Below are 12,396 nucleotides of genomic sequence, written 5' to 3' on the forward strand. Positions count from 1 at the left end.
CCGACAGGGCTTTCAAGCCCGCCGATGAGGTGAGCCTCAAGGACGCCTTCCGGGACAATTATGCGCGCTTCTTCGGCCGTGCCATTGATGGCCTCGACGGATTGGAAATCGAGATCGTCACCTGGTCGGTCAAGGCGCAGGACGTGCGGCCGGCGCCCGCAAGGCACGAGATCACCATGGGGACCAGGACCGTCGCCGCTTCGCAAACGCGCGAGGTTTTCGATCCGGCGACCGGAACCGTCCAGGTTTCAGCCATCATCGAACGCGCCGACCTTTCGCCAGGGGATCGCATCAGCGGTCCGGCGGTGATCGTCGAGCGTGAGACGTCGACGGTCGTCACCACTCTCTTCGATGCCGCGCTACAGAGCGACGGGTCGATCCTCCTGATCCGCAAAGGGGTCCAGGCATGAGCGACATCTTGGAAATCCGCATGCAGGTGATGTGGAATCGCCTGATTTCGGTGGTCGAGGAGCAGGCGCTGACCCTGTTGCGTACGGCCTTCTCCACGTCGGTGCGTGAATCGGGCGACCTGTCGGCCGGCGTGTTCAATCCGCGCGGCGAGATGCTGGCGCAGGCCGTGACCGGTACGCCCGGGCATGTGAACACCATGGCCGAGGCCGTGCTGCAGTTCATGAACGAGATCCCGCGCGAGGAGATGTACGAGGGCGACACCTATGTCACCAACGATCCCTGGAAAGGCACCGGCCATCTCCATGACATCACCATGGTCTCGCCCTCGTTCCTGAACGGCGAACTGGTGGCATTCTTCGCCTGCACCGCGCACGTGGTCGATGTTGGCGGACGTGGCTTCGGCGCCGACGGCAAGTCAGTCTACGAGGAAGGAATCCAGATCCCGATCATGAAGTTCGCCGAGCGCGGCAAGGTGAACCTCGATCTGGTGAAGATCCTGCGCGCCAATGTGCGCGAGCCGAACCAGGTCGTCGGCGACTTCTATTCGCTGGCCGCCTGCAACGAGGTCGGCCATCGCCGCCTGGTCGACATGATGAAGGAGATCGGCCTGGCATCGCTGGACAGGCTGGGAGAGTTCATCTTCACGCGCACGCATGACGCGACGCTGGAGCGCATCAAGGCGCTGCCGAAAGGCACCTGGTCGAACGAGTTGGTGACCGACGGCTACGATACGCCGGTCAAGCTGGTGGCAGCTGTCTCGATTGAGGACGACCATTTGAATGTCGATTTCTCCGGCACCGATCCGACAAGCCGATGGGGCATCAACGTTCCGATCATCTACAGCAAGGCCTATGCCTGCTACGCCCTGAAATGCGTCGTGGCGCCGGAGATCCCGAACAATGCGGCCTCGCTTGCTCTGTTCACTATATCGTCGCCGACCAACATCCTGAACGCCCCGCGGCCGGCGCCGGTCTCCCTGCGGCACGTCATCGGCCATATGGTGCCCGATCTGGTGCTGGGCGCGCTGGCCAAGGCGCTGCCGGGCCAGATCCTTGCCGAAGGGGCGGCGGCACTGTGGAACATCCACATCTCGGTCAGGCCGGTCGCCGGGAGCGATGGACGCCGCGCCGAGGTGCTGATGTTCAATTCCGGCGGCATGGGGGCCCGCCCGACGTTGGACGGGCTGTCCGCCACCGCCTTTCCGTCCGGTGTCCATACCATGCCGATCGAGGCGACCGAGCACACCGGGCCGATCGTCATCTGGCGCAAGGAACTGCGTCCCGATTCCGGCGGCGACGGGGAATTTCGCGGCGGCCTCGGCCAGATCCTCGAAATCGCGGCCACTGAAGGCCACGAGTTCGATTTTTCCGCCATGTTCGACCGGGTCAGGCATCCGGCCAAGGGACGCGATGGCGGCAAGGACGGGATAGCCGGCATCGTCAGGCTCGACGATGGCACGCTGATGCGCCCGAAGGGCTGGCAGCACGTTCCGGCAGGGCGTCGTCTGGTGCTGGAACTTCCTGGCGGTGGCGGCTATGGCGATCCCTCCAGGCGCAGTACGGAGGCGCGGGCACAGGACGTGTCCAGGGGCTATATTTCGGAGAAAAGCCGATGAGCTACATTTCCTCGCGCCTGTCCGTGGTCAAGCCGTCGGCTTCGATGGCCGCCTCGCAGGCGGCCAAGGCGCTACGGGCCAAAGGCGTCGACGTCATCGACCTTGGCCTTGGCGAACCTGATTTTCCGACGCCTGCCCACATCATCGAAGCGGCCTATGCAGCCGCCAAAGCGGGCCAGACCCTCTACACCGCCGCAGCCGGCTCACCGGAAGTGCGCGAGGCCGTGGCCGGGAAGTTCAGGCGCGAGAACGGACTGGACTACACGGCCGACGACATCGTCGTGGCCAACGGCGCCAAGCAGATCATCTTCAACGCGCTGATGGCGACGCTGGAACCCGGCGACGAGGCCATCCTGCCCGCGCCCTATTTCGTCTCCTATCCTGAGATGGTGAAGCTGCTAGGCGGCACGCCCGTCACGGTCGAATGCAGGGAAAGCGGCGGCTTCAGGCTGACGCCCGAACTCTTGGAAAAGGCGATCGGGCCGAGAACCAAGTGGCTGTTCCTGAACATGCCCGGCAATCCATCCGGAGCGGTCTACTCGGCCGACGATCTCAAGGCGCTTGGCGCTGTCCTTGCCAGGCATCCGCAGGTGCTCATCCTGTCGGACGAGATCTATGAGCACATCATCTTCGATAACCGCGAATTCGTATCCTTCGGCAAGGCCTGCCCTGACCTCAAGGACCGAAGCCTCATCGTCAACGGCGTGGCCAAGGCCTATGCGATGACCGGCTGGCGTGTCGGTTATGCAGCCGGCCCGGCACCACTCGTCAAGGCGATGTCGATCATCCAGAGCCAGTCGGTCACTTCGGTCTGCTCGATTGCCCAGGCGGCGACGGTCGCCGCACTGAATGGCCCGCAGGACGAGGTGGCTCGTTTCCGCGATGCATTCGAGGCGCGCAGGAACCTGGTCGTCGATGGCATAAGGCGCATCAACGGCCTGACGCTGCCGCCGCCGGAAGGAGCTTTCTATGCCTATATCGGTTGCGCCAGCCTGATCGGCCGCAGGACCCCAAAAGGCGTCATGCTGGAGGACGATACGGCGGTGGCGACCTATCTTCTGAACGAAGGCCGCGTGGCCTCGGTGCCGGGCACTGCCTACGGACTTTCACCTTATTTTCGTATCTCCACCGCCACCAGCGAGGAGGTGCTTGCCGAGGCGATCGCGCGGATCAACGCCGCCGTCGCGCAAGTGGAGTAGACCATGCCGCATTACGAACGCATCCTGATCACCGGCGCCGCCGGCCGGCTTGGCTCGGAACTGCGAAAGGGGCTGGTGCCGCTGGCAAAAACGATCCGCCTGGCGGGTCGCGAACCGTTCGGCGATCTTGCTCCTCACGAGGAAGAAGCGGTCTTCGATCTCGCCGACATGGAGGCGACAATCGCGGCCACCAAGGACTGCGACGCGATCGTGCATTTCGGCGGTGCGCCGCTTGAATGCGAATGGCAAACGATCCTGGATTCCAGCATTCGCGGATCCTACCACATCTACGAAGGCGCCCGGAAACACGGCGTGAAGCGGATTATCTATGCTTCCTCGGTGCATGCCATCGGCTATCATGAAGTCGAAGCCCATATCGGCGTCGATGCGCCGGTGCGCCCCGACAGCCTCTACGGCGTGTCGAAGAATTTCGTCGAAAGCCTGAGCCGGCTCTACTGGGACAAGTTCGGCATTGAGACGGCTTGCCTGCGTATCTTCTCGTCCTTTCCCGAACCGGCCGACCGACGCATGCTGTGGTCGTATCTTTCCTTCGCCGACTGCGTGCGTCTGGTCGAAGCAGCACTGACGGCGCCGCGCGTCGGGCACACAATCTCGTTCGGCATATCCGACAACAAGCTGAAAATGGTCGACAACAGCGGCGCCAACCATCTGGGGTTCATCCCGCAAGACAGCGCCGAGCCATTCCGCGCAGCGGTCGAGGCGAAGACGCAGATTCCGGATCCCAAGGCGCCATCGGTGAAGTATCTGGGCGGGTGGTTCTGCGAGCTTGGCCATCCGGACGACAAGCGGGCGTAACTATCAAAAAACCAATCCGCTAGATGGCGAAGACGAAACATCCACCAACACCCCTACGGCTCCCTGCAATTCACGGCGACAGCCGAATAATGATCATGAAGCGCTTCCGGGACGTTCAGGCCAGGGCGACACCGGCGATCGTGCAAGACCGTAGGCTCCGGCGATCACCCCCATGCCTCCGGTGTGCTTCTGGGGTTCGGTGACGTCTGCCATGTAGGCTTCCGCGATCACCTGTACTGATGCAGGATCGTCTCGGCCGCAATGAAGCCCCAGGTCAGGTTCGGGCCGAGCGTGGTGCCGGCCCCTACGGCGCGCGTGCCGATGGGGTTGGCCATCGCAAGCCCTGCCGCATAAAGGCCGGGAATGATCGAGCCGTCCGGTCTCAACACCTGCGCCCGCTCGTTGGTCCGGGCCCCGCCCTTGGTGCCGAGGATCGAGCGATTGATCGTCATGCCGACGTAGGGCGCCTTGTCGATCGGCTTCAGCCGGTTCTCGGGGCCATGCGCCTTGTATGCCTCCCAACCATTATCGCCGCGGTGGAAGTCCGCATCGTGCCCGTTCTCGCAAAAGCCGTTCCAGCGCGCGATCGTCTCCTCCAGCGCCGCCGCCGGCAACCCGAGCTTGGCGGCAAGGCCAGCGATGGTATCGGCCTTCTTGATCCAGTCGCGCTCGTAGGAGGCATACCAGCGGAAAGGCAGCGAGGTTTTGAGGAAACGATTATCGCCAACGAGATAGCAGGGCAGATGGACGGGCTCGCCATCCGGTCCGCGCGCATCGATCGCCTCGCCGATGTTGAAGGCGTTTTCGCTGACAAAGCGCTTTCCCTCGCGATCGACCACGATCGAATGCGGCTCGGCCTGGAAGGTCATCGGCAAGCCGTGCGACTGTCCCTGGTAGCGCGTCGGCAGGCAGGGATAGACGTTCGCCTGATCCATGCGGTCCAATTGCGCGCCGACGGAAGCCGCAAGCTTCTGGCCGTCGCCCTCATTGCCGCGCGGGCTGCCGATCCGGTCGAAGGCGCCGGGGAAGTGGCGTGCGCGCATCTCGGCGTCCCATTCGAAGCCGCCGGTTGCGATGACGACGCCGCGGCGCGCGACGATCTTCGTGCGCCGGCCCTTGCTCTCCACCTCCGCGCCGGCGATGCGTGAGTCCGGATCCTGAAGCAGGGTGACGGCGCGCGTTCCCGGCTGAAAGGTGACGCCGGCATCGAGGCAGCCCTTGATCAGCCCGGTCATCAGTGCCGTGCCCTGGCCGCCGGAATTCGTCAGCCATCGCCATAGAAGCTTCGGCCAGACCTTGAACCCGGCGCGGATGGGATGGTGATAGAGATCGAGGTCGACGATCTCCTGGTAGGTAAAGCTGTGCGGCAAGGTGGAGCGGCGCAGACTCCGCGCAAACTTGCCGAGGAGACGGCGGCTGAGCGGCCTCGGCGAGAGCATGCGGCCATAGAGTTTCCCGCCCGGCGCTTCGGCAAAGGGATCGGGCTCGTTGATCAAGCGAAAATCGAGCGGCGTGTTGACGGACAGAAAGTGCAGCATGTCCGGCGCGGCCTTGGCGAAAGCGCCCCAGAGCGCATCTTCCTTCTGCTCCCATCCTTCGGGCGCGACCGCACGCAGATAGGCGAGCGCATCCTCGCGGCTGTCGGCGATGCCGGCTTCGGCCGCGACATGGTTGGCGGGTATCCAGACCCCGGCACCGGACATGGCCGAGGTGCCGCCCAACCATTCGCTCTTTTCGATGACGAGCACCCTGAGGCCACCCTTGGCGGCCCGCAGCGCTGCCGAGCAGGCCGCCGATCCCGAACCGATCACCAGAACATCGTACTCGCCCATCGGCATTCCCCTGCCATCATCGACACAGCACTATATAGAGGCACGAAATTTAATCTGTCTACTATTGTGTCGACACTTTTTGCGCTGTACCCTCTCCAGGTCAGCAACGCGCCCGAACGACCTTCGCAGCTCCATTCGACAGGCAGAGCCATGGACGACACCAACCTTCCACCCGCGCCCTCTGGCATCCATGTTTCCGGAACCGAAACGCGCGAAAGCTACTGGCAGCCGGTTCCCGCAAACGGCCATATCGACGTGGCGCTCGCGCCGCACATCGTCGGCATGGAGCACCCCTTCGCGCTGGGCACGCAGTCGGTAGCGCCCGGCGGCTATGTGCGCGAACACACGCATGACCGCAACGAAGAGACGGTCTATGTCATCGAAGGCCATGGCCGCGCCGTCATCGACGGCAAGGAATATCCGCTGGAACCGGACAGCGTGGTGTTCCTGCCGAAGAATGTCCGACACATGTTCATCAACGACGGCGACACGCGCCTGCGCTGGATCTGGTTGATCGTGCCGAACGGGCTCGAGGATTTCTTTCGCCTGATCGGCAAGCCGCGCAAGCCAGGTGACCGTGTGCCGTCCAATTTCCCGCGCCCCGAAAACGTCCTGGAAATCGAGCGCAAGACGGTGTTCGGGGCAGACCTCGCCGACAAGTTCGATCCCCTGAAGCAGAATCCCTGAAGAAGCCTCGGATGGTGACGCTCGGCCTCATCGGCTTCGGCACGATCGCGCGCGAGATCGTCTCAGCTTTCCCAGTGGACTCGGTTTGCTGGGTGGCGCTGATGCGCGAAGGTACCCGCCGCGACTTGCCGGCGAATGTCAGCACTGTCACGCAGCTTGACGCGCTGATCGGTCCGCGCCCCCGGGCGGTGGTGGAGGCGGCAAGCCAGGAGGCGGTGGCCGCTTATGTGCCCGCGCTTCTCGACGCCGGCATCCCGACCATCATCGCTTCGATCGGTGCGTTCGCCGATCCGATCCTTGCCGCGAGGCTGACCGATGCTTCACGCAACGGCGGCGCACGCTTGGTCCTGCCGTCAGGCGCGTTGGGCGGCCTCGACTACCTCAGGGCGATAGCCGCGCTTCCCGAAGCGCGAGTGCGCTACACCTCGCGCAAGCCGCCGGCAGCCTGGATAACCGAGCTTGCCACCCTTGGCCTGTCAGCCGAGGACGACGCGGTATCCCTCTTCGAAGGCACGCCCGCGCAAGCGGCAAAGCTCTATCCGAAAAACCTCAACGCCGCCTTCGCGGTGGCGCTCGCTGCAGGTATCGACAAGGTCACCGTAAGCGTGGTTGCCGATCCGAAGGCTGCCGGCAACACACATGAAATCGAGGTCGAGAGCACCGCCGGCACGGCTTCCTTCCGCCTCGTCAACACGCCCTCAGCCAGCAATCCGAAGACCTCGATGCTCACGGCGCACAGTCTCGTCGCGGCGCTCGGCGAGCTGCTCGACAGGGAGGGCCTCAGCTGATGCCCTTCTTCACCGCCGCCGATGGCTGCCGCATCCACTACCAGACATCGGGAATCGCCGGCCCGCGCCTCATCCTCATCCCCGGACTTGGCGGTGACGGAAGGTTCTGGGCCGGCGTGGTACGCCTTCTCGAGGCCGACCATCGCGTCATCGTCACCGACCATCGCGGCGCCGGTCGCAGCGATCGCCCCGAACGCCCCTATTCCATTCCCCTGATCGCCAGCGACATTGCCGGCCTGCTGGCGCAGACGGGCGGTCCCGCCCATATTGTCGGGCATTCCACTGGTGGCGCCATCGCGCAGGTGCTGGCGCTCGATCATTCGGAACTTGGCCTGAGCTTCACGATCAGCAGTTCCTGGGCGCGAGCCGACAGCCGTTTCCGCACGCTCTTCAGCGCTCGCGCCGAACTGCTGGAGGCCGGCCTGGCCGAGACCTATCAGCGCCTCGGCCATGTGCTCTGCCACGAACCGTCCTACCTCGAAACGCATGCCGGGGAACTCGACGCAGCCGTCGCCGCCGCCCCTGGCACCCTGGCGCCGCTGACAGTCAGTGCTGCGCGCGTTCGCATGTTGCTCGACCATGATCGCCTCGCCGATCTGCCGCGCATCGACGCCCCGGTTCAAGTGATTGCGGCCACCGGCGATATCCTGACGCCATCAGCCCTTTCAGAGGCGATCGCCGCTTCGATACCGGATGCCCGGTTTGTTTTAGTTCCTGGTGCGCATTTTCATCCCCTCGCCGACCCCCAAGGTTTTGCCGCCATCATTCGCCATTTCATTGCCAAGGCCGACAGCTGGTATCATGACCGCTGAAATCGCTCCCGCCCTCCTCGACCTGCGCCTCAAGCCTGGCGTCGATCTCCTCGCCGAAGGGCGCGCCATGGCGCGCGAGTGGCGCCTCGGCGGCTGCCGCTTCCTTACCGAGACTGGGATGTCGTCCGAAGCCGCATGGAAGCGCAAGGCAGCGGCCGAAAAGCGAGTCATGCAGCACGCCCATATCGGCTTCAGAAGCGTCGACCGCACCGTGGCCGCGATCGGCGAGGTGCATGAGCAATGCCGCAAGGCAGGGGTAACGGTCGACCGTTTCGGCATCACACTCGACTGGTCGATGGGATATCCCCAAGCCATGCGTGCAAAGGCTGCGCGCGGTACCGGCATCGTGCTCACCGGCCCAGAGGATTTCGCCCGCATCACCAACGCCGCGCCCGCTGCCGCGCATTTCGGCGACTTCATGCTCGGCCTGCCGGGTGCTGTGGAAAACACCCGCGCCGCCATCGCCGCCGGTGCAACGGCCATCGGCAATCTGGGGCAGTATTTCACCTTCCGGCTGCCCTACTGGGACGATGATGTGGCGACCACCGAAGCGACCGTCACCGCCCTCGGCCTGATCGCGGCCCAGGATGCCGAAATCCTTGTCCATTCCAATCTCGACGACGGCTTCGCCGGACTGTTCATCGACATGGCCTGCGCGCTCGGCATGGTGCTCGTCGAAAAGCACATCGTCGAGGATCTGATCGGCGCGCGGCTCGGCCATTGCTACGGCCACCACTTCAGCGATCCACTGTCGCGCGCTGCCTTCCATGCCGCGCTGGTGCGGGTCAGCGATACGCCGGGCACCATGATCTTCGGCAACACCGTTTCCTACCAGTCGACCCCGGCAGGCAATTACGCAACCCTGGCGAGTTATCTCCTGGCCGACATACTGGCTGTCGGGCGATGGCCCTCCGGCCATGCGATCAATCCGGTACCGGTAACCGAGAACCAGCGCATTCCCGATGTCGACGAGATCATCGACGCACAAACCTTCGCGCACCGGCTCACGCTGCACGCCCCCTTCTACGACCCCGTCTTCGACTGGGCCAGGGTGGAGGCGATGGCCGATGTGCTGGTCGAAGGCGGGCGTCGCTTTGCCGGTGCCGTCATGAAAGGGCTGGCCGAGCGCGGGGTGGATACCGAAGACCCGGCCGCGCTGATGTTCGCCATCCGCCGCATGGGGCCGAAGCGCATGGAGGCGCTGTTCGGCCCGGGCGCGGACGGCATCCGCGGACGCACGCCGCTGATCCATGCCGAATGGGCGCGCGAGCTCAACCACAAGGCCGTCGCCTGGGTCGCGACGCAAAAGCCGCTGGAAAGCCCTAGACCCCTGACCGTCTGCATCGGCACGACCGACGTGCATGAGCACGGAAAATATCTCGTCGAACAGGCGCTTGAAGGCCTGGGCATCGTCATCGCCGATGCCGGTGTGGCCGTCGACCCGGAAACACTCGTCGCCCGCGCCGCCGAAACCGGGGCCGATGCGATCGCCGTCAGCACTTACAATGGCGTGGCGCTGCGTTATGCACAGGCGGTGAAAGCAGCGATGGCGGCACGCGGACTTGCCTTGCCGGTGCTCATCGGCGGACGATTGAACGAAGTGCCCAAGGAGTCCAATTCGGGCCTGCCGGTCGACGTGACCAAGGATATAGCAGACCTAGGCTGCCTGCCCTGCGCCGACCTCGACGAGATGCTGCGTGCCCTGCGTTCCATCCGGCCCGTTGCCTGAAACGGGCAGGCTTCGTCTTACGCAACGACAGGGGCGTGCCTTACCAGGCGGTCATGCCGCCGTCGACCGTCAGGATCGAGCCGGTGGCGAAAGAGGATTCGTCACTGGCGAGCCACAGGATTGCATTTGCGATTTCAACCGGCTGCGCGACGCGATTCATCGGTGAGCGCGCGTTCAATGCCGCGACAAACCCCTGAGGATCGGGATGGGTTTCCAGCATGGTTTCGAAATAGCTCGACCAGGTCACACCCGGTGCCACGGCGTTGACGCGGATCTTGTCCGCAACATGGTCAAGCGCCATGGCACGCGTCAGCGCCGCGACGCCGCCCTTGGAGGCGACATAGGCCGCCCGATCGGCAAGTCCGACATGGGCCACGTTGGAAGCGGTGTTCACGATCACCCCGCCGCCGCCCGCGGCCATGACGGGAATGACATATTTGGAGCAGAGAAAGACGCCCTTGAGGTTCACGGCCATGAGCGCGTCCCAATCCGCCGCCGCGGTGGTGACAACCGAACCGCGTATGCCGTAACCGGCATTGTTGACCAGAATGTCCACCCGCCGAAGGCCTCTTGCGCGCGGCGCACCATCGTCGCCACGGAGACTTCGTCCGAGACGTCCGCCTCCCAGGCCAGCGCTCCGGTCCTGCCGGCCACCTCGCCGGCCCGCGCGCCGTCGCGATCGACGACCAGAACGCGCGCGCCCTCCTTCGCAAACAGTTCCGTGACGGCCGCGCCGATACCGGCGCTGGCTCCGGTGACGATGGCCGCCTTGCCCTCCAAACGCATGATCGATCCCCTTTTCACAAACTTGTTTTGCCCTATCTTGCAGAAGCGCTTGCAAAGTGTCGACACTTTTGTATTTAATTTCGGCACGAACTCGGGGATATCGGTGAAAAACACTCCTTCCGTCGAACAACATCTGGAAATCTATCGCCGGATGCTGCTGGTGCGGCATCTCGAAGAGGGCCTTGGGGCGCTTCACAAGGAAGGACGCACGCGCGGTCCGATCCATCGCTGCGATGGCCAGGAAGCCGTCGGCGTCGCCGCGACCGCCGTGCTGGAGGCCGGCGACAAGGTCGCCACCACCCATCGTGGCCACGCGGTCTATATCGGCAAGGGCATGGCCGTACACCCGGTGGTGGCCGAGATCTTCGGGCGGGCCACCGGTGCCTGCGGCGGGCGCGCCGGCCACATGCTTGTGGCCGATGCCGAAAAGGGCGTGATCGGCGGCAATGCCATTGTCGGCGCAGGCATTCCAGCCGCCACCGGCATGGCGCTGTCGATGCAGATCCTCGGCACCGGCAATGTCGCCATGTGCGTCTTTGGCGACGGCGCCGCGCAAACCGGCATCTGCCACGAAGCCATGAACATGGCGGGGCTGTGGAAATTGCCGGTCGTCTTCGTGCTCGAACACAACCAGTTCGGCCTGACCGTTCCCTCAGAAGTCCAGTCGCCGGTCGAGGACCTGTCGATCCGCGCCGCCGGCTACGCGATGCCGGCCGAGATCGTCGACGGCAATGACGCGGTGGCTGTCTACCGCGCCGTGTCGGCCATGGTCGAGCGCGCCAGGCGCGGCGAAGGCCCCGGCATGGTCGAATGCAAGACCTACCGCGTCGAAGGTTTCTCCACTTCCGACATGGGCGGCTATCAGAAGCCGGAGGATATTGCGGCCTGGAAGGAACGTGACCCGTTGCTCGTCTCGCGCAAGGCGCTTTTGGGCGACGTCGGCGAGGCGAAACTCGCGGCAATCGAGGTGGCGGCCAGAGCTGAGGTCGACGAGGCATTCGCGGCGGCCCTCTCCGACCCGATGCCCGAATTCTCGCTCGACGAAGCCTGCAACCCCTACAGCGAGGCACACTGACATGGCCATGATGCGGTATGCCGAAGCGCTCAATGCGGCACTGCGCGAAGAGATGCAGGCCGACCCCTCCGTCTTCGTCTTTGGCGAGGACATCGGACGCTATGGCGGCGTCTTCAAGGTGACGAAAGGGCTGATGGAGGAATTCGGCGAAACGCGGGTGCGCGACACGCCGATCTCCGAACAGGCGCTGACCGCCATGGCCGTGACCGCCGCGATGACCGGCACGCGGCCGGTGCTGGAAATCATGTATGCGGATTTCGTGCCGCTGACGCTCGATGCGCTGGTCAACCAGGCATCGATCTACAATTACATCTGGAACGGCCAGGTCAAGATGCCGTTCGTGCTGCGTACGCAGGGCGGCGGCGGCGCCGGCGCCGGCGCGCAGCACTCCAAGTCGCTCGATTCCATGCTTGCCCACATACCCGGCATCAAGGTCGTTGCTCCTTCGACGCCCGCCGACGCCAAGGGCATGCTGAAGGCCGCGATCCGCGACGACCAGCCGGTGGTCTTCCTCGAGCACAAGCTGCTCTACAACACCCGCGGCGAGGTGCCGGAAGGCGATGTGACCGTGCCGCTCGGCAAGGCGGCAACCCTGCGCGAAGGCAGCGATATCTCGATATTCGCCACCTCCAAGATGGTGGTCGAG

Annotated in this window: 11 protein-coding genes and 2 pseudogenes; 10 read left to right on the forward strand and 3 right to left on the reverse strand. The window is 64.4% G+C overall.

The window, feature by feature from the left end:
- The 4 genes and pseudogenes from EN932_RS16300 to EN932_RS16315 form a co-directional block, all read left to right on the forward strand.
- Positions 1–410 (forward strand): annotated as a pseudogene (locus tag EN932_RS16300) (hydantoinase/oxoprolinase family protein); the annotation flags it as partial.
- Entirely contained in the window at positions 407–2,026 is a 1,620-nt protein-coding gene (locus EN932_RS16305) for a hydantoinase B/oxoprolinase family protein (protein WP_127368981.1), read from the forward strand. The pseudogene EN932_RS16300 and the gene EN932_RS16305, both read left to right, overlap by 4 nt.
- Positions 2,023–3,225 (forward strand): pyridoxal phosphate-dependent aminotransferase, encoded by a 1,203-nt coding sequence (locus EN932_RS16310; protein ID WP_013530392.1) that lies wholly within the window; start codon positions 2,023–2,025, stop codon positions 3,223–3,225. Before EN932_RS16305 ends, EN932_RS16310 begins: the two co-directional genes overlap by 4 nt.
- A gap of 3 nt (positions 3,226–3,228) precedes the next feature.
- On the forward strand, positions 3,229–4,041 hold the full coding sequence (locus EN932_RS16315; protein ID WP_127368980.1) for an NAD(P)-dependent oxidoreductase: 813 nt from the start codon (positions 3,229–3,231) through the stop codon (positions 4,039–4,041).
- A 227-nt stretch (positions 4,042–4,268) separates the two neighbouring features.
- Here the strand turns inward: EN932_RS16315 and EN932_RS16325 are convergent, their stop codons facing one another.
- Positions 4,269–5,873: an FAD-dependent oxidoreductase gene (locus tag EN932_RS16325; RefSeq protein ID WP_206526334.1), complete on the reverse strand. Its 1,605-nt coding sequence runs from the start codon at positions 5,871–5,873 to the stop codon at positions 4,269–4,271.
- Positions 5,874–6,023: 150 nt separating this feature from the next.
- On the opposite strand from EN932_RS16325, the gene EN932_RS16330 reads away from it, so the two are divergent.
- From EN932_RS16330 to EN932_RS16345, 4 genes are read left to right on the forward strand one after another with little or no spacing between them, the layout of a single operon-like run.
- The gene (locus EN932_RS16330; protein WP_127370337.1) at positions 6,024–6,560 is read left to right on the forward strand and encodes a cupin domain-containing protein; all 537 of its coding nucleotides are present in this window, start codon (positions 6,024–6,026) and stop codon (positions 6,558–6,560) included.
- 11 nt (positions 6,561–6,571) lie between these two features.
- On the forward strand, positions 6,572–7,348 hold the full coding sequence (locus tag EN932_RS16335) for an aspartate dehydrogenase (RefSeq protein ID WP_127370338.1): 777 nt from the start codon (positions 6,572–6,574) through the stop codon (positions 7,346–7,348).
- Complete coding sequence (locus EN932_RS16340; RefSeq protein WP_128368914.1) at positions 7,348–8,160, forward strand: alpha/beta fold hydrolase; 813 nt, start codon at positions 7,348–7,350, stop codon at positions 8,158–8,160. The genes EN932_RS16335 and EN932_RS16340 overlap by 1 nt, the downstream gene beginning before the upstream one ends.
- Entirely contained in the window at positions 8,150–9,889 is a 1,740-nt protein-coding gene (locus EN932_RS16345; protein WP_127369683.1) for a cobalamin-dependent protein, read from the forward strand. Before EN932_RS16340 ends, EN932_RS16345 begins: the two co-directional genes overlap by 11 nt.
- A 40-nt stretch (positions 9,890–9,929) precedes the next feature.
- Here EN932_RS16345 and EN932_RS16350 read toward each other — a convergent pair whose 3' ends face one another.
- Together EN932_RS16350 and EN932_RS38930 are read right to left on the reverse strand one after the other, a co-directional pair.
- Entirely contained in the window at positions 9,930–10,445 is a 516-nt protein-coding gene (locus EN932_RS16350) for an SDR family oxidoreductase (protein WP_245461058.1), read from the reverse strand.
- Entirely contained in the window at positions 10,355–10,789 is a 435-nt protein-coding gene (locus EN932_RS38930) for an SDR family NAD(P)-dependent oxidoreductase (RefSeq protein ID WP_245461059.1), read from the reverse strand. Before EN932_RS38930 ends, EN932_RS16350 begins: the two co-directional genes overlap by 91 nt.
- On the opposite strand from EN932_RS38930, the gene EN932_RS16355 reads away from it, so the two are divergent.
- Together EN932_RS16355 and EN932_RS16360 are read left to right on the forward strand one after the other, a co-directional pair.
- Positions 10,779–11,750, forward strand: a complete 972-nt coding sequence (locus EN932_RS16355) for a thiamine pyrophosphate-dependent dehydrogenase E1 component subunit alpha (RefSeq protein WP_158515799.1) — start codon at positions 10,779–10,781, stop codon at positions 11,748–11,750. The two genes, EN932_RS38930 and EN932_RS16355, sit on opposite strands and share 11 nt — an antisense overlap.
- 1 nt (position 11,751) lies before the next feature.
- Positions 11,752–12,396 (forward strand): annotated as a pseudogene (locus EN932_RS16360) (alpha-ketoacid dehydrogenase subunit beta); the annotation flags it as partial.

The sequence above is a fragment of the Mesorhizobium sp. M7A.F.Ca.US.002.01.1.1 genome (assembly GCF_004022955.1).
In the GTDB taxonomy this organism is placed as follows: domain Bacteria; phylum Pseudomonadota; class Alphaproteobacteria; order Rhizobiales; family Rhizobiaceae; genus Mesorhizobium; species Mesorhizobium ciceri.